This is a genomic window from Sphingobium sp. Z007 (genome assembly GCF_900013425.1).
Classification (GTDB): domain Bacteria; phylum Pseudomonadota; class Alphaproteobacteria; order Sphingomonadales; family Sphingomonadaceae; genus Sphingobium.
Genome location: NZ_FBXK01000005.1, coordinates 2,422,230 through 2,443,568, shown reverse-complemented (window position 1 = coordinate 2,443,568; position 21,339 = coordinate 2,422,230). Strand labels below are relative to the sequence as shown.

Annotated in this window: 16 protein-coding genes and 4 pseudogenes; 6 read left to right on the top strand and 14 right to left on the bottom strand. The window is 60.6% G+C overall.

What is annotated here, in order from left to right; all coding sequences use genetic code 11:
* Positions 1-107: 107 nt before the first annotated feature.
* Entirely contained in the window at positions 108-1,073 is a 966-nt protein-coding gene (locus CEQ44_RS19805; protein WP_254913733.1) for a metallophosphoesterase, read from the bottom strand.
* A 515-nt stretch (positions 1,074-1,588) separates the two neighbouring features.
* Here CEQ44_RS19805 and CEQ44_RS19800 point away from each other — a divergent pair.
* Positions 1,589-2,665: a sensor histidine kinase gene (locus CEQ44_RS19800; protein ID WP_088185405.1), complete on the top strand. Its 1,077-nt coding sequence runs from the start codon at positions 1,589-1,591 to the stop codon at positions 2,663-2,665.
* Positions 2,666-3,114: 449 nt separating this feature from the next.
* Here the strand turns inward: CEQ44_RS19800 and CEQ44_RS24570 are convergent, their stop codons facing one another.
* On the bottom strand, positions 3,115-3,648 hold the full coding sequence (locus CEQ44_RS24570; protein ID WP_254913732.1) for an MFS transporter: 534 nt from the start codon (positions 3,646-3,648) through the stop codon (positions 3,115-3,117).
* A pseudogene (locus tag CEQ44_RS24565) lies at positions 3,645-4,025 on the bottom strand (MFS transporter); the annotation flags it as partial. The gene CEQ44_RS24570 and the pseudogene CEQ44_RS24565, both read right to left, overlap by 4 nt.
* 59 nt (positions 4,026-4,084) lie before the next feature.
* Between CEQ44_RS24565 and CEQ44_RS19790 the strand changes: the two are divergent.
* Together CEQ44_RS19790 and CEQ44_RS24115 are read left to right on the top strand one after the other, a co-directional pair.
* Positions 4,085-4,330 (top strand): annotated as a pseudogene (locus CEQ44_RS19790) (hypothetical protein); the annotation flags it as partial.
* Between the two features lie 14 nt (positions 4,331-4,344).
* A complete protein-coding gene (locus CEQ44_RS24115) occupies positions 4,345-4,677 on the top strand; it encodes a hypothetical protein (RefSeq protein WP_140419382.1) in 333 nt (110 codons plus the stop codon).
* Position 4,678: 1 nt separating this feature from the next.
* Here the strand turns inward: CEQ44_RS24115 and CEQ44_RS19785 are convergent.
* The 5 genes and pseudogenes from CEQ44_RS19785 to CEQ44_RS19765 form a co-directional block, all read right to left on the bottom strand.
* A pseudogene (locus CEQ44_RS19785) lies at positions 4,679-5,271 on the bottom strand (transposase); the annotation flags it as partial.
* Positions 5,272-5,599: 328 nt separating this feature from the next.
* Complete coding sequence (locus CEQ44_RS19780; protein ID WP_088185387.1) at positions 5,600-6,805, bottom strand: Ca2+-dependent phosphoinositide-specific phospholipase C; 1,206 nt, start codon at positions 6,803-6,805, stop codon at positions 5,600-5,602.
* Positions 6,802-8,736, bottom strand: a complete 1,935-nt coding sequence (locus CEQ44_RS19775) for a glycoside hydrolase domain-containing protein (protein ID WP_088185388.1) — start codon at positions 8,734-8,736, stop codon at positions 6,802-6,804. Before CEQ44_RS19775 ends, CEQ44_RS19780 begins: the two co-directional genes overlap by 4 nt.
* Entirely contained in the window at positions 8,733-9,989 is a 1,257-nt protein-coding gene (locus tag CEQ44_RS19770; RefSeq protein WP_254913737.1) for a YdcF family protein, read from the bottom strand. Before CEQ44_RS19770 ends, CEQ44_RS19775 begins: the two co-directional genes overlap by 4 nt.
* Before the next feature lie 7 nt (positions 9,990-9,996).
* On the bottom strand, positions 9,997-12,456 hold the full coding sequence (locus CEQ44_RS19765; protein WP_256960051.1) for a TonB-dependent receptor: 2,460 nt from the start codon (positions 12,454-12,456) through the stop codon (positions 9,997-9,999).
* A gap of 745 nt (positions 12,457-13,201) precedes the next feature.
* On the opposite strand from CEQ44_RS19765, the gene ppk2 reads away from it, so the two are divergent.
* Complete coding sequence (gene ppk2, locus CEQ44_RS19760) at positions 13,202-14,113, top strand: polyphosphate kinase 2 (RefSeq protein WP_088185389.1); 912 nt, start codon at positions 13,202-13,204, stop codon at positions 14,111-14,113.
* A 224-nt stretch (positions 14,114-14,337) separates the two neighbouring features.
* Here the strand turns inward: ppk2 and CEQ44_RS19755 are convergent, their stop codons facing one another.
* From CEQ44_RS19755 to CEQ44_RS19745, 3 genes and pseudogenes are all read right to left on the bottom strand, one after another.
* Entirely contained in the window at positions 14,338-15,297 is a 960-nt protein-coding gene (locus CEQ44_RS19755) for a CorA family divalent cation transporter (protein ID WP_088185408.1), read from the bottom strand.
* A gap of 67 nt (positions 15,298-15,364) precedes the next feature.
* Positions 15,365-16,969, bottom strand: a complete 1,605-nt coding sequence (locus CEQ44_RS19750) for an inorganic phosphate transporter (RefSeq protein WP_088185390.1) — start codon at positions 16,967-16,969, stop codon at positions 15,365-15,367.
* Between the two features lie 169 nt (positions 16,970-17,138).
* Positions 17,139-17,563 (bottom strand): annotated as a pseudogene (locus CEQ44_RS19745) (transposase).
* On the opposite strand from CEQ44_RS19745, the gene CEQ44_RS25150 reads away from it, so the two are divergent.
* Together CEQ44_RS25150 and CEQ44_RS24560 are read left to right on the top strand one after the other, a co-directional pair.
* Complete coding sequence (locus tag CEQ44_RS25150; protein ID WP_254913729.1) at positions 17,534-18,112, top strand: hypothetical protein; 579 nt, start codon at positions 17,534-17,536, stop codon at positions 18,110-18,112. The pseudogene CEQ44_RS19745 and the gene CEQ44_RS25150 sit on opposite strands and share 30 nt — an antisense overlap.
* Before the next feature lie 6 nt (positions 18,113-18,118).
* Complete coding sequence (locus tag CEQ44_RS24560; RefSeq protein ID WP_176400411.1) at positions 18,119-18,292, top strand: hypothetical protein; 174 nt, start codon at positions 18,119-18,121, stop codon at positions 18,290-18,292.
* Between the two features lie 331 nt (positions 18,293-18,623).
* Here CEQ44_RS24560 and CEQ44_RS19735 read toward each other — a convergent pair whose 3' ends face one another.
* The 3 genes from CEQ44_RS19735 to CEQ44_RS19725 are packed head-to-tail and all read right to left on the bottom strand — an operon-like array spanning position 18,624 to position 21,189.
* Positions 18,624-19,412: an SDR family oxidoreductase gene (locus CEQ44_RS19735; protein WP_088185392.1), complete on the bottom strand. Its 789-nt coding sequence runs from the start codon at positions 19,410-19,412 to the stop codon at positions 18,624-18,626.
* A gap of 11 nt (positions 19,413-19,423) precedes the next feature.
* On the bottom strand, positions 19,424-20,614 hold the full coding sequence (locus CEQ44_RS19730; protein WP_088185393.1) for a zinc-dependent alcohol dehydrogenase: 1,191 nt from the start codon (positions 20,612-20,614) through the stop codon (positions 19,424-19,426).
* Positions 20,614-21,189: an SRPBCC family protein gene (locus tag CEQ44_RS19725; protein WP_088185394.1), complete on the bottom strand. Its 576-nt coding sequence runs from the start codon at positions 21,187-21,189 to the stop codon at positions 20,614-20,616. The genes CEQ44_RS19730 and CEQ44_RS19725 overlap by 1 nt, the downstream gene beginning before the upstream one ends.
* Positions 21,190-21,339 lie beyond the last annotated feature (150 nt).

Here is a 21,339-nt window from a genome sequence, read left to right as displayed (position 1 = left end):
CGACGCGTGCTCACCTGTCCCAGCCGTAAGGAGGCGGCCGATAACGGCCCCTCGGACATTGGACGACAAAATTTGCGCGCGGAATGGCGGTGACGGGGTCGTTGATGCTAATCCTTCGTTCGAAGGGTTATGCGAGTCAGCTCGGACGGCCTGCCCAGGCGCAGCGCAAAGCCAGGCCATAACGCCGTGCCATTGCTGACGTAGAGCGTCATGCCGGCCACATCGTAGCGACCTGATACGAAACCAGCATTGCCTCGCGCGACCAAATGGTCGAGGCCGATGATCATACCGCCGTGCGTATGGCCCGAAAGCTGAAGCGCCACTCCTTGTGCCGCCGCCTTCCTGGCATTGCGCGGTTCATGGTCCAGAAGGATGACCGGTAAACCGGACGGGGAACCGGCCAACGCGGCGGCAAGATCTGGTCCGGCCTGGCCGTGGGCAGGCGCAGACAAATCCGTGACGCCCGCAAGGATGAGCTGGGACGTGTCTCGGTTCAGGATCGCGTGTTCATTGCGGAGCATGACTATTCCCAAGCCGGTCAGGTGTCGTATCCACCCTGCATAATCGAAGAAATATTCGTGATTGCCGGGGATGGCATAGACGCCACCAGGCGCGTGCAAGTCACCCAGAGGCGCGACATCGTTACGCCGCATTGCGACCGATCCGTCAATGAAGTCTCCGGTGATGACCATAAGGTCCGCCCCCGACGCGTTGGCGCGCTCAACCATCGCCTGCGCCCAGTCTTGTGGGAACAAACGGCTTATGTGGATGTCGGTCAGCTGAAGCAGCCGGTATCCATCGAATGGCTTGGGTAGCCCCGCTATTTCCACTTCGACATCTTTGATCGGTGGCACACGGATGGCGTTGGCGACGGCGACAACAGCAAGAATGCTTGCGCCACCGGCCAAGGCATATCGTACGCCGTCCCCGACATTTACGCCTTCTGGTCGCAGGAGCGACGACATCATAGTTCCGGCATCCAGCAGGATCTGGGCAACGGCCACGATAACTATAAAGCCAAACCCCCAATTGAACAGGATGACAATCGCGCGTGGGAATTCGGGCGCGAACACCGATCCTGAGGAAAGACGGCTCCACAGATGATATTGCGATATGAACAGGAACAGCAGGGCTATCGCGCCCTTACCCCAAAAAGGTAATGACAGCGGCCAGAGCCAGCGGGCGATGACGATCAGGCTGGGGACGGCAAAAACGAGGTGAAAGATGATGAAGCCTCCGATGGGACATGGGCCGGACCAGCGTTATTATAGTCCCATATAGTGCGGGCGTAACGATAAGACAGGTCGGCCAATTTCAGAATTGGAGATCTCAACCATTCGAACATTGTCGAAGCTTTTTGCGCCCGCTGACCTGGCGGCTGGACCGTCCGCCGCAACCCGGCGTTCTCGTAGAAAACGGCCCGCGATGCGGGCATGGAGGTCATCACCAAGCCCTTCAATGTCATGGCGCCGTGCGGCGAAGTGCGTGAGATGCTTGATCGCCAGGCACCCCTGATCGACCCACAATTCGCTGCTTTCTTGCTTTCTTTCATGCTAAATGGCGGCAAAGGAGTGCGCTATTGGATAATATGGAAGATGGAACGGCGCAGGTCGGGCGATTGCTCGATACGCCAGGACTGGCCGATGCGCTGGAGAGTGACCGCTTCAAGCAGTTTCTCGATCACATGCCCGTCGCGATCGCGGTCTCCGAACTGTTGCCCTCAGAGCGGATCACCTACGCCAATCTTGAGTTCGAACGGCTGACCGGGCAGCCTGCCGCAGAATTGGAAGGCATGAGTTGGCAAGCCTTGCCCGGCGTCGCCTCTGCGCCAGATGACAACCGGCGGCTCAGCGATGCGGTAGAGGGCGATGAGGAATATATCGGCACCTTCTCGATTACCCTCGACGGAGAGACGATCCATGTCGATGCCTGGTCGAACACGATCGAAGACGATCAAGGCGAGCCGCTGTTCCGGCTGGTCGCGCTTGCCAGGACCGGCCAGCGCCTTCGCGAAGACGACGAAGCGGTGCGCCAGTCTCTTCGGGAAAAGGACACATTGCTGTTCGAACTGCAGCACCGGGTAAAGAATAACCTCCAGATGATTACGGCGCTCATTCGGATGGAAGCGCGCAATGTTTCCGATCAGGAAACAGGCGAGCGGTTCGATCGTCTTGCGGGCCGGATCAATTCGCTGGCGCTGCTGTATCGCTCGCTTTCGAGCGAAGGGCAGGGCGATACGATCGACCTTGGCATATATCTGAGCCAGATCGCCTCTTCGGTCATGCAGGCGCATGCGCCCGAAGGCATCCGGCTGGATTTGAAAATCGACACCTGGCCGGTCGCCTTGGACGTAGCCATGCCTGCGGGACTGGTTGTCAACGAATTGCTGACCAATTCTCTCAAACACGCCTTTCCCGACGGTGAAGGGGGCGCCATCACCTTGCATAGCCTGGTGGATCATACGGGATGTCGCGTTACCGTTGCCGACGACGGCGTAGGTTTGGCCGAAGGGACGACCTGGCCAAAAGCCGGCAAGCTGGGCGCCGTGATCGCCCAATCCCTGCGTCAAAATGCGAAGGCGGACTGGACGGTGACGTCCGGTGCGGGAACGGGAATGCGCGTGGACATTCATTTCGCAAGGAAAGACGCCGCGCCGAAGGCGTGACGGCATCTAGGTTACCCGCTGGAGACGCCGCTAATGCAATGACATGTACGATTTCCAACCGACTAATAGCCGATGCTTCCAGCCCTGCCCAAATTATCGTCGCACGCGCGGCCTATTTCGTGAGACGCTTCTGAAATCGTCATCGGGGAGGACAGGATGCGGATCACGCGAATGGGTAACGGATTGAAGGTCCATTCCGTTGGCGGCACCTATGTCATGTCGCTGGGCCTTCAGGGGCGGGCGTTCCCGTTTCAAGCGGCGTCGACAAGGCGGCGGGTCGCGATTCGATATTTTGCGGACACTCAACCCATACTTTTCAGCTCCTAGCCGCCGACCGTCTGTTTCTCGGCGCTCCCTGCGAAAGCGGGCCAACAGCGGACGGACGAGACGCCGGCATAGCCCTCAATAATAGACTGACGGTGAAAAAATAATCCTATGGGCGGGAGTTTTCAGGCGAATTTCCCTATGAATGACTGCTGCCGATCGGCAAATCCGCGTACATGCATGATGAGGAGCAAAATCGCGATGGGGCCGAGGATCGTAGCGGGCAAAGCATAAGCGAGGCGGACCGCGTCGGCGGATGCTATGCCTGATGGGCCGATCATGATTTTCATCAGCCATAATGCGCCCCCGCCACCCACGCCCATGGCGATTTTAAGCGTTACACTACTCATACCGTAATAGACGCCGCCTAGCCGCCCCATATCCTGCAACTGGTCGTCAGCAAGATCAGCGACCATCGCGCGCAACAGCATATAGTCGACTCCCCATCCCAATGCGCGGACGGCAAGGAAGGCGGCAAACGTAACAGGCTGACCTTCCGGGATATAAAAGAGCAGCGGCGCGGTCAGTCCCTGCCAGCCATAGGCGATCATCAAAGTCGGCTTTCTGCCGATCCGGGCGCTGACCCGGCTCCAGATCGACAACGTCGCCAGAGCAAGCATGGGCTGGATCAGCAGCAACGCGGCACCCCAACTGTTCAATCCCAATGCGTCCTCGGCCAGGAACAGGAAGCCGTTGCTGCATCCATGATGCCGGTCAGCACATACAACGCCAGGATCGTACGCATCGACCGATTGCCAAGGATCGACAGAAGCAGCAGCAATGGGTTGCCGGCCTTCGACGGCGTGGTGAGGTCGGCGGGTTCTTTGAACAGAAGGATCACGGCCACGACGGTGATGGGTGCCAGCAAGGCGATGGCCCAGCCCAGCACTGCCATCTGGCTGTCGCGAGGAACGGCAAAACCGCGTTCCATTAGCGCCATAACCCCCAGTAGCCCTAGTGAACCCAATAATCCGAACCATATTTTGGCCCCCATGATGCGAGTGCGCTGATGCTTGTCGGCCGACAGTTCCAGCGCCCAGCCGCAGGTGGGTTATGGCGGTCTCTATATCAAAGCCGTTTCGCGCCTGCGCGCGCAGCTATCAGTGGCGGTCAAATTGGCTCGATACATTGGGCGGCTTTGGCAGCGGCGAGTATCGCAAGGGCTATGAAAATCTCGACGTGTCGCTGCGCTACGCACTCAATGAAAACCTGACGCTGTTCGCGGATCTCGCGAACCTGACCGATGAAAAATATATCGCCTATCAGGGTACGACCGCGACGCCGACCGAAGTCGAGCAAATCGGGTCGCGCTACTTGTTCGGCGTTCGCTTCAGCTTTTGACGGAGATCGAACCAATGCGTATCACTCTTGTCACCGCGCTGCTCCTGGCAGCTTCGGCCGCCGGCCCCGCCTTTGGACGGGAAGCGGCGATCCTTAGCCGTTCCGATGCGGCCACCGTCATGCTGGATCGGGGCGACACCAACCCGGTGGCGATCTGGATCAGCCAGAACAGCGTCCTTGATGCCGACGACCAGAAAGTCGGCGCGGGCCCGATCAAAGCTGCAGGCAGGGATAGAAAGATCGCACTCGCCATCCCGGCTAACCAGCGCCGCTACGTCCTGCTTCAGGACGGCACTTATGAGACATTCGGTGCCAGTTTTTTCTCGCAATTCCGGTCTGTCCGCTGACCATCGGCGCCCGCGCGCCCAAGGCGCGCTTGCGACCACCCCGGCGTCGGACCCGCAGATTCTCCTCCCGATAGACCCGCAGCAGCTTCTTGTGGTTGGGCGTCATTCCCTCGCGAGCCAACAGATAGCCGAGGCGCCGGTAGCCGAACCGGCGACGCTCGGCCGCCAACTCGCGCAGCCGTTGCCGCAGCGGTCATCGTCTGGCCGCGACGATCGATACCGGATCACCCGTCGGCTCACGCCAACCAGGTTGCACGCCCGGCGCTCGCTCAAGCCGTGATGCTAACGGGCATGGGCGACGGCATCCCGCTTAGCGCCGGGCGTTACCATTTTTTTGATGCCACATCCTTCAGCACCACCTTGTCGAGCATGGTTTCGGCCAGCAGCTTCTTCAGCCTGCCGTTCTCTTCCTCAAGCGTGCGCAGGCGCCGGGCCTCGGACACCTCCAATCCGCCATACTTCGACTTCCACTTGTAAAACGTCGTCGCGGAGCTGATCCCGTGGCGGCGGCGCACATCCGCCGTCGCCATTCCGGCCTCCTGCTCCTTCAACATCGCGATGATCTGCTCTTCGCTCCAACCTGCTGCGCTTCATCTTCGTCCGAATCCCTCGCGTCGGACTCTACTTAAAATCGGTCACATTTCAGGCGAGCACGTCACATCAACCTGGGTGTGCGACGCCGTCTCAAGTCGCTATCCCCTTTACGTCACCCCAGCGCACGCTAGGGTCTGGGGCGGTGGCGCGACAGGCTTGAGAGAGGCACCACGTTCGACTGTCTTGCGCGCTCGCCTGAGATGCCAGCCTGCGCTGGCATGAAGAATGACACGTTGTTTTCGGTGACACCATGCTAAAAACCGCGGGCAGATATTTGCATGATCGACGTAAATCTTGTCGAGCGATGGTCGGCCGTAGAGCGGGCATTTTATCTCTTGCCGATACAGCGTGCCACAAGCGCGTTACATCGCCACCCCAGCGCGAACGGCGCAAGATGATAGCCGTTGCCATAGATATTGGGGGCGCTCAGATAATCGGTGGAGATGATCTGGGCACCGCTCGCCAGCGCCGCATCACGGCGCGCGCCTGCATCCTTGCGCGCATCGACTGTGTCGATGTCGGCGCGGGTCCGCACCAGATAGCCCTGGCGAACAGCCTCGCGTATGTCGGCGCCACGGGTAAGCGCATTGTCGAACAGCATGAACGCGGTATGCGCCATTCCTGCCCGCCCCTGCACAAAGGCGACGCGTCCTTGCAGAGACGGACGTCCGTCGAGATATGGCCCAAATGTCGACAGGTTCATGCCCGGCACCAGGAACAGGAAGATGAATTTGCCCCGCGCCTGCGCCAATGTGGGCCAGCGTTTGGCCAGCGCAGCCGACTCCAGCGTCGGCATGTCGCCGCGCAGGTCGTCGGGCGTGAACAGCCTCGCGCTGCCCAGGATGCTGCGGATGCTCTCATCAACCTCGTCGAACGCGGCCTTGTCAAAGGGTGGCACGGCGGTCGCGCCGGGGATAGCGCGGTCAAGCCCTGACAATTTGGGCTCCAGCAGGACGAAGACCGAGCTGTGGTTCGGTTCGGAATCGGACCATTGCCGCATCAATGTCAGACAGGACCGGAAGGTCGGGCATTGGCTGCGAAAGTCCAGATCGGCGACATGCAACACTTTCAGCCCCGGCCTGACCAGTTCGTCGCGATAGATCGGGGCGAGATTGCGCGCGCCCTGTTCACGCAACAGCCGATAGGGCAGTGGATCGGCATAGGCCCCACCCTTGGGATCGGGTTGCAGGTCGATCTCGATGCTGCGGACGCCGCCACGCAACTGTGCTTCCAACGGCGTCTGCACATAGTCCAGGCTGGTCGCCATGTCGGTCAGGCCGCCGGGATGTTCGTCGGCCAACTGGGCGCGCTGGGCCGGGGATAATGTCTCCATCGTCTTTGCCATCAGCGCCGACAGGCGTGGCGACATCAGCGCCATGGCACGCGGGTCGGCGGGCAGGGCATAGCTGTTATGGGTGCCCACCACCTGGATCGCGTTGATCGGCAGCGCGTTGCCGTCCGACGTGGGCTGCGCGGTGGCGAGGCCAGCAAACAACAGGGCAGCCGCGCAGCCGCCGACAACATATCGATTCATCGCGCGGTCTCCTGCTGTGCGGCATGGATCGGCATGTCGCCCAGCGCCTTGCCATTGATTGTGAGCCCGCGCGCCAGCGGTGTGGTCTTGACGTAACGCGGTTCGCCGAGGGTTATAGGATAGAGGCCGAGCGTCGCCCAGATGTACCAGGCCGACATGGTCCCCGCGTCGTCATCCATGCCGTCGGCAAAACCCTGTGGCGCCAGCGCAAAACTGCGCCCGATCCAGGGCTGGGGCCGGACACCGGAATTGACATATCGGTGGGGGACGGCGTCATTGATATAACGGCGCACGATCCGGTCAGTCGCGGCCCGATCGCCGGCCCACGCGAAGAGATAGGGGACGTGAATGTCGGGCTGGTTCGTCATATTGAATAGATTGTCGGCGAAAAACCGGTCCAGTTCCGGCCGGAACCGCAGCCCCAGCGTCAGCGCCAGCCAGGGCATGTCGAACACCGGTGCCCAGCGATATTGCGCCAGCGTGCCCTGATACAGGCCGCGCGCTTTCACGACATCGGCATCTGCGCCCAGATCGCGGAACGTAGCCAGCCACATCGGCCGATAGGCGAGCGCCTTCGCCCGATACTGCTGCGCAATGGCAGTTTCGCCCAGATCGAACGCGAGTTCGGCGACAGCCCAGTCGTCATAAGCCGCCTCGATCTGCTCGTCCGGGGTCGCGCGCGCCAATGTCGCGCTCTCGGCCATCATCGCACGCAACGCAGCCTTGGCATCGAAATCAACAATGCCTTTGCGCCGGAAATCAAGCAGCGCAATGCCGGCATGTTCGGTGCGCACGGTTAGGAAGGGTTCGGTCTGCGTGGCCCAGCGCGTCTTGCCACTTTGGTACAGCCGGACGATGGAGCGCGCGATCTGCCCGGCGCGCTGGGGATCGATCAGCGCCAGCAGCGGCATCTGGGTGCGATAATTATCCCATAGCGCCCAACTCGTATAATGCTGGTCGCCGGGCATAAGGCGCGCGATGACACCGTCGCTGCCGCGAAAGCGTCCGTCAGGATCGGCAATCGCAACCGGCGATTGCATGACGCGAAACAGCGACGTGTAGAACAGCGCCTGCTGGTCCTTCGGCGCCCTGATGCTGATTCGGGACAATTCCCGATTCCAGTCGGCCAGCGTTTGTGCGGCAATGGCCTTGAACGGACGACCGCCCAGTTCGCTGTCCCGCACCGCCGCCGCAGCAGCCGGATCGACCGACGAGAGGCCGGTGCGCAACTCGACAACATCCCCCGACGCAACGTGTAGCGTCAAGTGCGCCGCCTTGGTCGGATCGCCTTGCCACACTCCCGTCACGGATTTGCCGTTATGCGTCAGGCGCGTCGCGCTGTGCAGGTGATAGGCACCCGCATCGCAGACCGTGCCCGCCGAGAAACTGGCGCGCAGATCGCCGTCCGCCTGCGCCTGCCAACGGGCGGTGAGACGCTTGGAATAGCCACGATCGAACGCGACGATAACACTGATCTGCCCCTTCTTCGGCAGGGTGAAGTGCAGATCGCCCGCGCCGCGCGTAGCCGTCATGTCCGCGACGATGCCGGGACCATAGCGCACGCTATATGTGCCCGCGTTCGCGCGTTCGCGGCGCTTATCGATGGGTTCCGGCGCGGTGCCATCGCCATAGGCCAATGTCACCTTGACGTCGCCGCCAGCGCCGCCACAGCCGACACCGACGCCGCGTGTGTGCGAAAATCCGGTCAGATGGGTGGCGGCATAATCATAGCCTGCATGGTTCGCTGGCGTCGTGTCTGGCCCAAGTTGGACCATGCCATAGGGCGCGACCGCCGACGGGCTGAGCTGACCATAGTCGCCCAGCGTGCCCACGAACGGATCGACCAGCAGGCCTGGGTGGCGGGCGTCGGCACGCAGCGAACAGCCACAAAGCGCGGCAATCAGCAGCAATAGTTTCGTAACGCCGATCATGGATCGAGCGGATCGGCAGGTTCGGCGTGGAAGGCGACCGGATCGGGTGTGAACGCCAGGGTGAAACGATCGGGACCAGCCGCAACGCGGCCAGGCTGTATCCCCATCTCGCGCAGGTTGCGCTGCGCAAGTTCATCGCCGCCAATATATTGGATCGTGCGGTGATCGGACACGATCAGCGCCGGGCGGTCGGTGGGAAACGCGGCGGCCAGCAACAGCCGGGCGCAATTGCGCAGATTGGTGGTGGTATGGCGCGCATGCGGCTCCATCAGGATATGGTCGGCGGGGATGCCATATTGGGTCACCAGCAGGCGCTTCATCTCGACCGCTTCGTTGAACGGCGTGCGGTTGGGGTGAACATTGCCGCCGGACACGATGATGAACGGGGCGAGGCCGCGCGTGTAAAGGTCGGCGGCTATGCCCAGGCGGATATGACCCATGACCCCGGTGCGCGACTGCGCGTCCTCAGGCCCATGACCAAAGACAAGCAGCGCCGTATAAGGCTTGCCGCGCCACTTCATCGCGGACACCGACCGGATCGCGTCGGCATTGTCCCCGCCGAGCAGGGGCCGGAAGTTGCCTGCGTCGATCCGCTCGTTCATCTGCATCAGCCCGGTCGCATAGCGCAGGGCCGGGTCGAAGAAGAGATCGTCGGCCTTTGCCTGACCGGCGGTCGCGGTGCCATGCGCGCCCAGCACATCGGCCATCTGCGGCGCGGCGGCATCGAAAATGATCGAATCGATCACGGGATAACGCGGTGGCAAGCCCTTGGCATAGACGGCGATGACGCGGTTTACCGCTGCCGCGCTGTCGCGCCATGCCGTCGCGACAAGGTCCGCATCGGACAGCGCAGCGTGCGCCGCGAAACGGCCCGACGGGCGCATCTGCCGCGTCACCAGGGACTTGGCAAGCCTTGCATTGCTCATGATCGCCCGCAGCCGCGCATCGACCAGCGCGATGTCCGCATCGGTCCAGATCCAGGCATCGGCCAGGCATTGTGGCGAAGGCATACACGTCGCCTGCGGTATCCGCGCCGCACGATCAGCGACAAGGCTTTGCAGGGCATTATCGTCGCGCAACGCCTGCGCCCAACCTTCCGCTGTCCGCATCATTGCGAACAGCGGAAAGATGCGCGTCGGCAACGTGTCGGCAAAGGGCGATTGATACCCTGCCGGCTCCTGCGCCGCCGCTGCCCCTGGCATCAGGCACAGACCAGCGGCACAACAGGCAGTAATGGCTGCGACGCGCATCATCGGCACATTACCAGCTCCGGCTGAGGATGAAGCGGAAGTTGCGGCCGAACAGCGGGCGGCCGTAGATGGCGTCGCTCGCGCCCTGCCCGCCAAGCTGGTCAGTGCGCGGGTTGCCCTCGGTCAATCCCTTGGCGTTGGACAGATTGTCCCCGACCACCTGGAAGCGCCAGTCGCCATAGGTGACCGACGCACTCGCCCCGATCGTCTGATAGGCGGGCAGCGCGGTCAGGTTGAACAGATCGACATAGCGTCGACCGACCCATTCGTAGCGGCCAGCAACCTCGATTTCGGTGCCCCCGATCGGAAAGCGAACGGAAGGACGGACGTTGCCGAAGAATTTGGGCTCGCGGATGATCTGGTTACCGTTCACCGCGGCCGGATCGGCACCCGACGAGTTTTCCAAGTTGCGATATTGCGGATCAGCCCAGGTGACGGAACCGGCCAGTTCGAACCAGCGCAGCGGCTTGATCCGCCCGTCAATCTCGACACCCTTGGCGATCGCCTCGCCGATGAACGGCACGGATTGATCGTTGCGGCCGGTGGCCGGATTGAACGCGATAAAGGATGCGTTGAACGGGTCGAACTTGGTGTAAAAGCCGGTGACGTAAAGATAGGCAGGGCCATAGCTGGCCTTGACGCCCAGCTCATATTGCCGCGCTTTGGTCTTGAGGATGGTCGGCGCGATGCTGCTCACGACGCCCATCTGCGGCGGCACTTCCAAGTTCGAAACGCGGGCATAGGCACCCAGATTGCCGTTGAAGTCGTAATTGGCGCCGACCGTCCAGTTTGTCGACGACGGCTTGAGCGTGCTCGAAACGATCGCTCCGGTGAAGGCGCGGGTGGCATTGTCGGCCAGCGTCGTCGGATCGCCCAGATTGGCGCTGGCCGAAACCAGCGCGAAACCCTCATAATCATACCATTCCTTGCGGATGCCGCCGTCGATCTTCAGCCCATCGGTGACTTCCCAGGTATCATTGGCATAGATGGCGATCATCTTTGCGTCCGCTTCGCCCTGGTTCAGCGTCGTGGTATAGCGCAGCACGCCATTCTGGGTGACCGATCCGAGCACCGCGCCCGTCGCCGAATAGGCGACCAGATCGAGCGTGCGCGGCTGGCTCTGCACTTCGATCAGCATGTCCTGATAGGCGATGAAGGATGTGTTGCCATAAGCCGAGCCATAGATGCCCGCGCGCACGTCATGCGTACCAAATCCCGTCTCGAACTTGCGCGTGACGCTGACATCGGCCTGCCCCGAATAGAATTTCGATTCAACGGCGCGATACTGGCCCGACATGACCAACCCCGATGCGGCGTAGGGATCGTAAGGCGTTGCCCTGTTGGTGCCGGCCAGCGCATATCCAAGGCGCGCCACATCGGCACCGAAGGCAGTGCGCGCGGCGGCGAGATTATTGGCTGCAAAGACGTTGCCGTCGACCGGATTGGTGGTCGAATAAAAAGCGTCGAAGCTGCTCTTGCCCTTGGTGAAACCACCCTTGGCCGACACCAGCCAGTCGTTGAAATTGCCCTCATATTGCAGGCCGACGTTGAAAAAGCGCATGTGACGGCCATCGGCCAGATCGCGGTTCAACCCCTGCACCACGCCCGCGCCGTCGCGATACTTTATGTTGACGTTGCGCAACGACGGGGAATTCATCGTGCCGGTGTGATAATCGATATACGGGTCCAGAGAGACCGATGGATTGCGCGGATCGGCAACCGGGATCGGCAGGTAGAACAGGTTGTGGTCATTGGTATATTGCATCGACACCTTGACGAAACCATTGCCCAGGTCGTGCTTCAGGTTCGCGCGGATTTGCCCGCCCTTGTCGCTGGGAAAGCCGCTGTCGCGATAGCCGTCATGCTGGCGCAGGAAGCCGCCGATGGCGTAATAGGTGTTTTCGCCGATCGGCCCTGACTGCATCGCGTCCAGCCGGTACAGGCCGGTGTCGCCCAAAGTGATCTGCGCCTTGCCGCGCGCCTCGGGGCCGCCGGACACGGTGATGTTGTTAGCGATGGCAGCCGCGCTGCTGGCATAGATGGGCGCCGGACCGCCACGCACGATCTCGACCCGCTCGGTCATGAGGTCGTAGCGGTTCATGCCCTCGCCCGAATTGAAGAACACGCCGTCGATCTCGTGATAGAGCGGCAGGCCGTCCTGCTGGAAGATCAGATAGCCACGATCTGTCGGAATGCCGCGCACGCGGGTAATGTTCTGGACTTCGCCGCCGGTTGCCTCGACCTGGATACCGGGCACGGTGCTCAGCAGATCCGCGAAACTCTTCGGCGCGATCTTGAGCACGTCGTCCTGGCTCAGCGAATTGACCGCATAGGACACATCGAACCGGCGTTGGCTGCGCGCAGATCCCGTCACAATGATGTCCGACTGCGCCCCTTCCACCTCGGCGGCCGGGGCGGCAGTCTGGCCCGCATCCTGCCCCCCAGCCATGGCCGGAAGAGACCAGGCCATGGCGCTGAGCGATGATAGCAGCGCCCACATAGGAGCCTGTTTGCGTGTATATTGCATGTGCGAATTCCCCCGATGAATTTGCCGTCAGATAGGGGGATTGAAAGACGGCCCGATTACAGTTTTATGCGATTTGCCTGACAAGTAATATTGGTAGATTTCCATGCTTGTCAGACGGAGTGCAGGGTAGACGACTGGCCAAAGGAGATGGCCAAATCGAAGGCCTGATTAGGCCATAAACATAAACTATTATAAATAGTTAGATGATTTGCAAATAACGATCGCGGCGATCCATCCCTGACCGTATATTGGTCAATCCATGGATGCGAAGGGCAGCCCATTGCCGTCACAAAAAGACCGCCTGCCGACCACTAAAGTGTCACAAAATTCACCTTTCAACCTGTTGCATGTGCGAAATCATACGGCTAACTAGAAATTGCGTATCATGTTGGCTCATTCGGTCGCAGGGAAACGCGGCGCCTCCCGATGGCCTATTTGGGAGCGGCCGTAGGCGGTCCCGCCCAGATACGCAGTCGCCGAATTGCATGTCCGGCCCGTGTACCACAGGTCGCTTCCATCCCTGACGGCACCGATATAGCTGGTGGCTTGCATGAACGCCGTTACAGCACGCCCCCTTACAGATTTTGACCGCGCCCACCCGCACAGGCGAATGGTGCGACCGGCGTCAACATAATGTCACCCGGCGCTGTCATCTTTGACGCTTCAATTACGGCGAGGCGCCTCACCCATGAATTCTCCTCCTTTCGACATGGACCGTATCAAGCAGGAAATCGCCGACAGTTTCGACGAGGAACTGGAGATGGAGATAGACGAGAGCCGCCTGGAAGACATGCTGGCCGACCTCACCGACCATCCTGATCGCGAGCAGCTGGAGCGCCGCACCTATTTCCGCGAATTGTTCCGGCTCCAGCACGAACTCGTCCGTCTGCAGGATTGGGTCCAGCACAACGGGCTCAAGGTCGTGGTGATATTCGAAGGTCGCGATTCCGCCGGTAAGGGGGGCGCGATCAAGCGCATCACCCAGCGGCTCAACCCGCGTGTCTGCCGCGTCGCCGCCCTCCCTGCCCCCAATGAACGCGAACGCAGCCAATGGTATTTCCAGCGCTACACCGCGCATCTGCCCGCGGCGGGCGAGATGGTCCTGTTCGACCGCAGCTGGTACAATCGCGCCGGGGTGGAGCGGGTCATGGGCTTCTGCACCGAACAGGATGTAGAGGAATTTTTCCGTTCCGTGCCGGAATTTGAGCGGATGCTGGTGCGTTCGGGTATCATCCTGCTCAAATATTGGTTCTCCATCACAGATGAGGAACAGCAATTCCGCTTCAACATGCGCATCCACGACCCGCTTAAGCAATGGAAGCTATCGCCGATGGATGTAGAATCGCGTCGCCGGTGGGAGGATTATACCCGCGCCAAGGAAGCGATGCTGGAACGCACCCACATCCCCGAAGCGCCCTGGTGGGTGGTCGAAGCCGTCGATAAGAAACGCGCCCGCCTCAACTGCATCGCCCATCTGCTCGACCAGATTCCCTATGAAGATGTGCCCAAACCCCTGGTCACGTTGCCCGACCGCGAACGCCACGACGACTATATCCGCAACCCCGTGCCGGCAGAGATGCATGTGCCGGATCGCTTCTGACGGGCACTGAGGCGCGAGAGTGGAGGCAATGGATCATCGGCCGTCCAGAGGCCGTATCTCCGCTGTCCTATTGCCGGCCGTTGATGCGACAAGCCTCCGGCTCTTTCACATTGTCAGTCCAATAAGCACGCTTTCCGATAGGATCGCAGTCTAGCAATTGAATGTCGAAACTGACTGGAAATGTGCGCATTTAAGCCTGTATGACCCCATTTCTGTGGTAAGCCCTAGCGCCGCATAAACCCCATCCATCGCAGTAGCGCATAGGTCGCCGCCGCCGCTCCGCTCGCCAGGATCGTCGCGTGCAGCGTGCCCCATGGGCCATTTGCAAAAGGCAGCCCGCCGGTGTTCATCCCGAATATGCCAGTGACCAGTGTCGCTGGCAGCATCAGCGCGGTGATCATCGACAGGATATAGAGATTCTGGTTGGTCCGCTGCGCTTCCTGGATATCCAGTTCCTCGCGCAACAGCCGCAACTGCCCCTGAACGCCCAATATGTCCGCATCCAGCGATTGCAGCCGCTGAACCAGCTTTTCCACCGTTGGCAACAGCGCGTCGGCCAGATCCTCGTCCTGCTCCAGCCGCAGGAATACACTGCGCATGCCCGCCAGCAAGCGGTGTAACTGCGCCAGTCGTCGCCTGATGCCGATCAGGTCGCGCGCCGTTGGCGGATGATGCCCATCCAGAAAAGCATCTTCCGCACGTTGCACATCGGCGCTCAGCGTCCGGCTGATCTCGGCGATATTATCGGTGATCGCGCCGACCAGTAATTCCAGCGCCTGCGCCGCCCCGATATCCGCTGCGCCACGCTCCAGCCGCTGCCGCGCGATGTCCGCCGATCGCAGCGGATGCAGCCTTGTGGTCAGCATCAGTCCCGGCGTCAGGGCGATCCGCAACACGCCGACCCGCGCCGTATCGGCTACGTCGAAATCCCGCTCAAAATCATGCAGCACACATCCCACCGTGTCGCGATCGACGAGCGCGCGCTGGTGGGTGTCGACTGACAGCAGCAACTCGCGCACGGCGATCGGCAGCGCATCGCGCTTTTCAATCCAGAGCCGCGTGCCGTGGTCAGCCAGGTTAAGGTGCAGCCAGCGGAACGATCCGGCCGGCGGGCTGTCGCAAAGCTCGACCGGGGACGATCCCTGCGCCGTAAAGTCCAAGCCCCAAATGAGCCCGGGCCCCATGCCCGACAGGGGCATGGGAACCTGGAAAATCGGTTCTTTGGGCGCGGCTATATGCTGGTTCCCGCGGTCAGAAGATTTGCGAGAAGAGCATGTACAGCCCGCCCGCCAGCAGGATCGATACCGGCAGGGTCAGCACCCAGGCCATCAGCATGTTGCGGATCGTGCTCATCTGGAGCCCGGATCCATTGGCCGCCATCGTCCCCGCGACGCCGGACGACAGCACATGGGTCGTCGACACCGGCAGCCCAAGATGATCCGCGCCGAATATCGTCGCCATCGCCACCAGTTCGGCCGACGCGCCCTGCGCATAGGTGAGATGCGTCTTACCGATCTTCTCGCCGACCGTGACGACGATCCGCTTCCAGCCGACCATCGTGCCCAGCCCCAGCGCGAAGGCGACCGCGATCTTCACCCAGGTCGGGATGAAGCGGGTGCCGGCATCGAGCGATTTCTTGTAGGTGGTCAGCGTCCCCATCTTCGCTTCCGACAAGCCGGCCGATTTTTCCTTGCCCAGCCGTTTGATCGCTTCGGACGCCAGATACATGTCGTTGCGCATGTTGCTGACGGCGGCAGCCGGCACCTTGGCCAGCGATCCATATTCGCCGACCTGGCGATCGACATCGGCGATGATTACGGCCAGCGCAGGCAGAGTCTCCGGCGTGAAGCGCTTGTCGGCGATATAGGTCGTGACCTTCTGGCGGGCGACCACGGGGCTTTCGCCGGTCACCGCACCTGTGCCGAGCGCGCCGGTCGCGGCGACCGAGTTGACATGGAATTCGGCGGTATATTTTTCCGGCACGGCACGGTTCAGCGCATAAGCGGTCGGTACGGTGCCGATGAGGATAAGCATGATGAGACCCATGCCCTTCTGCCCGTCATTCGACCCATGGGCGAAGCTGACGCCGGTGCAGGTGAAGATCAAAAGGCTGCGGATCCACAAGGGCGGCGGAACGCCGTTCTTGGGTTCCTGATACAGCGCCTGATTGCGGATTAGCAGCTTCATGGCGAGGAACAGTAGCGCCGCAACGCCGAAGCCGATCAGTGGCGATATCATCAGTGCCTGCCCGATCTCGGTCGCCTTGCTCCAGTCGACCCCGGACGTCCCGCTCTTGCCATGCATCATCGCATTGGCGACGCCGACGCCGATGATCGAACCGATCAGCGTATGCGAACTGGATGATGGAATGCCCAGCCACCAGGTCGCCAGGTTCCACATGATCGCTGCGATCAGCAACGCAAACACCATGGCGAAACCGGCGTTCGATCCGACCTGCAGGATCAGTTCGACCGGCAGCAGCGACACGATGCCAAAGGCGACCGCGCCGGTGGACAGCAGCACGCCTAAAAAGTTAAAGAAGCCCGACCACACGACCGCGACATTGGCGGGCATCGCATTGGTATAAATGACGGTTGCGACCGCATTTGCAGTATCGTGAAAACCGTTCACAAACTCAAAGCCGAGCGCGATCAGCAGGGCGATGAACAGCAGGATGAACGGGAGGTAAGCCGTAGTACTGACACCGACAGCGCTGGCGTCGGCATAGACGCTGTAGGCCACATAAAGGATCGCAGCGACGATCGCGGCGCCGAAGCCGACCTTCCCAGCCACGCCCAACCCCTTATCCAGGTCCGGGCGCGCACCCGGCTGGTCGATAGCAGCAGTCGCACTCATCGAATCGCCCCTTGATATATGTTTCGATATTCTTGCTAGGGATGCTCCGTGACAACTGCGTTGCGGCCCGGCCGTGCGACGAAAGCACCTGTTTTCGTTGCAGAGGGTGCTGTCATTCTAATGCGAACTCGTTTCCACCGGATGCATTTCGAGTCGAGAGGGCAGGGGCCTAGCTCGCGACGGTCTGCCACTCCGCCAGGGCCGCGGAGCGTCTTTCCTTAAATGTTTTTCGGTCGACGAGATGACGCTCCAGAGAAAAGTGGTTGTGCAAGTTGGCGTGGACCGACGCGAACTTCTGTAGCGCCTTCATCTGCCTGAAGCGCAGCATTGCGCGTTCTCGTCGTCGGAAGGGTAGGTGGCTGTTCTCGACCCGGTTGTTCGCCCAGCGTCCGACCTCCTGCTTATCGCGGTTGCCCAGTTCGTTCATTGCCGCGCCGTAGGATCTTAGGCCGTCGGTGGTGATGGCTTCTGGCGCGCCGTGTCGCTTGAGCGCCCTTTTCATGAAGATCAGTGCCGCCATTTTGTCGCGGGTTTCGTGACATAGCTCTCGAGAATTTCGCCTTCATGATCGACGGCGCGCCAGAGGTAGACCATCTCGCCGTTGATCTTCACGTACATCTCGTCAAAGTGCCAGCGTCAACGGCGAAACCCCCTCATCCGGCTGATCCGCTGCCGGCGGATGTCGCAAGCGAACAACGGACCGAACCTGTTCCACCACAGGCGCACTGTCTCATGACAGATGTCGATACCCCGTTCGAACAGCAAGTCTTCTACGTTTCGGAGCGACAACGGATAGCGGACAAGGCGACGCTCATCGGCGAGACTGTCACCATCGCCTCGATCGATCCCGATATCAAGCCATCGGTACGCCTGGGCTATATGCAGAATGAGCAGCAGGTCGCAATCCGGGCCTATCACCTTCCCGCGGCCGACAGGGTGCTGTCGATGCGCGAGTTCGTCGACAAAGGGTTCGAGCATGAGGTGCTGGGCGATTTCCTTGAACTCGTCGAGAAGCCGGTGCGGCGTTACCGGTTGGTGCTGCCGAAAACGCCGCAGATGTTCTCGATCTTTTCAGGCGACGAGATGTTGCGCGATGAGTTGGAGCGCATGCTCTTTCTGGACGTCAATCATTTCGGGTCCTAGGAACGGTTGATCGCAGAGATCAATGCGGATGTGACGACGACTGACATATTTAAGCTGCAGCGCTATTTTACCTTTTTGAGCACCGCCTATCAGCGCAAGCTCGAACAGGTCGAGGACGGAGCGGGTGATGCTCACCTTTACCTCGACGGTGTTCGTGATCCCGCACGAAGCCGACCCTAATGCGACATCAGGAGCGGATTTTTGTATCCCGGCTGCGGAACGTCCGGTTCTGGCGGCAATCCACCGAAATACCTTGGTTCGATGCGGTGGTTCGAAGGCCGGCTACCGCAATTCGACGTTTGCAGACCCCATCGATTTGAGCTGTCCCAACAGATCTCTTCTAAAGCAGTATGCGAGTAAAGGTGGGGATGCCCAGCCTCTCTTTAATTCCGCCTACCCATCTTGCCGAATTCGACGATATGGTAGATCGATTTCCTTAGGCGGACGAGGGAGCGCAGCTTCTCATCCCGGTCGTCTCCCGAGCAAAACCGATAGGTTTGCACAGGGCGTCCTAGCCTTCGTCGGCCGATCCCGGTTCCGCCATCTTGCGATGCTGTTCCGCCAGGATCGCCGCGGGCGTCACATGGGCTACGGCCGCCTGCACTTTGTTCTTCCAACCGGACACGATATGCGCCTCGCCTTTCATCAGTGCATCCCAGCCATCACGCGCGACGTCGGCAGGATCGCTCTTGCTGTCGGAAGATCCGACGTTGGTATCGAGCATATCTGCGCGATCGAAAAATTCCGTCTCCACCGGCCCTGGCATCAGGGTCGTGATGGTGACGCCTTCACTGTCCTTGATCTCGTTACGGATCGCATCGGCAAAGCTGTCGATGAACGCCTTGCTGCCATTGTAAACCGCCTGAAAGCTGCCCGGAATAAAGCCGGCGATCGATCCAGTGATCAGCACCTTGCCGTTGTCACGCGCCACCATGGCCTTCAGGACGTGTTGGAGAAGATACAGGGTACCCGTGATGTTGGTGTCAATCACACGCCGCCAGTCGCTCACCTCCTGGTCAAGGAAAGCGTGGCCCAGGCCGCGCCCTGCGTTGGCGCATAGCAGATCGACCTGCCGGCCATCAGCCGCGGCGAGGAGCGTGTCCACGCCTTGCAGCGTCGAAAGATCGGCCTCGACCGCAATAACTTCGACGCCATGCTGCTTGAAATCCTGCGCCGCAGCGTCAATCAACGGTTCATCGGCCACGACCAGCAGGTCATACCCGTTTTCGGCGGCGATGGAGGCAAGTTCAAAGCCGATGCCGGTGGAGGCACCGGTGACAATCGCGAATTTATTGGCCATGTCTGTCTCTCCTATTGCGCGCCGACGGCAAGACCGGGCTTCAGCACGATCTTGGTCACTTCATTCTGGTTATCGTGGAACATCTTGTAGCCCTTGGGCGCATCTTCCAGGCCCATGCGATGCGAGATCAGGAAGGTTGTATCGATCTTGCCCTCCAGAATCGCATTGAGCAGGGCGGGCATATAATGCTGCACGCTCGTCTGACCGGTCTTGAGGGTCAGGCCCTTTTCCATGAATGCGCCGAGCGGAAACTTGTCCACGAAGCCGCCGTAGACGGCTGGCATCGACACGCGCCCGCCCTTGCGACAGGCGTGGATCGCCTGCCGGATAGAATGGGTGCGATCGGTCCCCAGGAACAGCGATGCCTTGATTTGATCGACCACATTGTCGACAAAGAAACCATGGGCTTCCAAACCCACTGCGTCGATCACCGCATCAGGCCCGATGCCGCCGGTCATCTCCATCAACGCTTCGTAGGTTTTGGATTCCTCGAAATTGATCGTCTCCGCGCCGAATTTTTTCGCCAGTTCCAGCCGATGCGGAAAATGGTCGATCGCGATGACGCGATGCGCGCCCATCAGGAAAGCGGATTGGACCGCAAACAGTCCGACCGGCCCGCAACCCCACACCGCCACCGTGTCGCCCGGTTCGATATCCGCATTCTCTGCCGCCTGCCAGCCGGTCGGCAGGATGTCGGATAGGAACAGCACTTCGTCATCTTCGAGCCCGTCGGGGACGACTATCGGACCCACATCGCTGAACGGGACGCGGACATATTCAGCTTGGCCGCCTGCATAGCCGCCGGTCAGATGGCTGTAGCCAAACAGCCCGGACATGGGCTGGCCGTACATTTCCTGGCCGATATCCTGATTGTCGGCCGGGTTGCCATTGTCGCAGGCGGAATATTGATGCTTGCCGCAATGGTAGCAACTGCCGCAGGCAATGGTGAAAGGGACTACGACGCGCTGTCCCTTTTGCAAGGTCGATTTGGGACCGATTTCGACCACTTCGCCCATAAATTCGTGGCCGAGGATGTCGCCGGCCTGCATGGTAGGAATATAGCCGTCATACAGATGCAGGTCGGACCCGCAGATCGCCGTCGATGTAATCTTGATGATCGCATCGCGCGGGTTGAGGATTTCGGGGTCGTCCACCGTATCTACACGGACGTCGTGCTTGCCGTGCCATGTGAGCGCGCGCATCAGGCTTTCTCCTCGTCACGCTGCTTTTGGGTCCAGGCCGCGGTCGCGATCTCGCCCGTTTCCATCAATTGCTTGAAACGGCGCAGATCGCGTCGCGCCTGGATGGCAGGTTCGAGCTGAAAGAGCTTGGCGATCACCTTACCCACCACACCTGCGGGCGGATCATAGGCGATAGTCGCCGTGACGATGGCGCCACGCGCGCCCGCATCACGGAATTCGATGCGGCCGCTATTGGGGACATCGGCGCCTTCGGCAGAGGTCCAGGCAATCAATTCGCCAGCCTTCTCCTCCGTAATGGTCGCGTCCCATTCCACGGTGCGTCCAGCCGGCGCTTTCACCACCCAATGCGATGTCGTGCTCGACAATATGTCGATCCGTTCGACATTATCCATGAAGGAAGGCAGATTGGAAAAATTGCGCCAATAGGCGAAGAGTTCGTCGCGAGGGCGGTTGATCGTGACCGAGCGCCCGATCAGGTCGTCACCCCTAGACTGAGACACTGCCGCGATTCCGCTCGCGCGTTCTTCATTTAATTTTGATGTCGTGGGTGGGGCATCGTCTGTCGCCATCGTCATGGATTTCCTCCAGCTATTCTTATGATGTCCGCGCAGAGCAGTCCGATCGTTCGGAGGCTGTCTCTGGGTATGAGCGGACAACACCTGAAAGTCGGATAGGTCCAATACTCTATTGGAAAATCTGGCTGATCGACATTAGTTTAGCTGGAC

What these genes read in the sequence shown, in the direction of transcription:
- CEQ44_RS19800 (WP_088185405.1), top strand. Translation starts at nt 1,589, where the DNA reads ATGGAAGATGGAACGGCGCAGGTCGGGCGATTGCTCGATACGCCAGGA.
- CEQ44_RS24115 (WP_140419382.1), top strand. Translation starts at nt 4,345, where the DNA reads ATGCGTATCACTCTTGTCACCGCGCTGCTCCTGGCAGCTTCGGCCGCC.
- CEQ44_RS19780 (WP_088185387.1), bottom strand. Translation starts at nt 6,805, where the DNA reads ATGAATCGATATGTTGTCGGCGGCTGCGCGGCTGCCCTGTTGTTTGCT.
- CEQ44_RS19775 (WP_088185388.1), bottom strand. Translation starts at nt 8,736, where the DNA reads ATGATCGGCGTTACGAAACTATTGCTGCTGATTGCCGCGCTTTGTGGC.
- CEQ44_RS19770 (WP_254913737.1), bottom strand. Translation starts at nt 9,989, where the DNA reads ATGATGCGCGTCGCAGCCATTACTGCCTGTTGTGCCGCTGGTCTGTGC.
- CEQ44_RS19765 (WP_256960051.1), bottom strand. Translation starts at nt 12,456, where the DNA reads ATGGCCTGGTCTCTTCCGGCCATGGCTGGGGGGCAGGATGCGGGCCAG.
- ppk2 (WP_088185389.1), top strand. Translation starts at nt 13,202, where the DNA reads ATGAATTCTCCTCCTTTCGACATGGACCGTATCAAGCAGGAAATCGCC.
- CEQ44_RS19755 (WP_088185408.1), bottom strand. Translation starts at nt 15,297, where the DNA reads ATGGGGCCCGGGCTCATTTGGGGCTTGGACTTTACGGCGCAGGGATCG.
- CEQ44_RS19750 (WP_088185390.1), bottom strand. Translation starts at nt 16,969, where the DNA reads ATGAGTGCGACTGCTGCTATCGACCAGCCGGGTGCGCGCCCGGACCTG.
- CEQ44_RS25150 (WP_254913729.1), top strand. Translation starts at nt 17,534, where the DNA reads ATGATCGACGGCGCGCCAGAGGTAGACCATCTCGCCGTTGATCTTCAC.
- CEQ44_RS19735 (WP_088185392.1), bottom strand. Translation starts at nt 19,412, where the DNA reads ATGGCCAATAAATTCGCGATTGTCACCGGTGCCTCCACCGGCATCGGC.
- CEQ44_RS19730 (WP_088185393.1), bottom strand. Translation starts at nt 20,614, where the DNA reads ATGCGCGCGCTCACATGGCACGGCAAGCACGACGTCCGTGTAGATACG.
- CEQ44_RS19725 (WP_088185394.1), bottom strand. Translation starts at nt 21,189, where the DNA reads ATGACGATGGCGACAGACGATGCCCCACCCACGACATCAAAATTAAAT.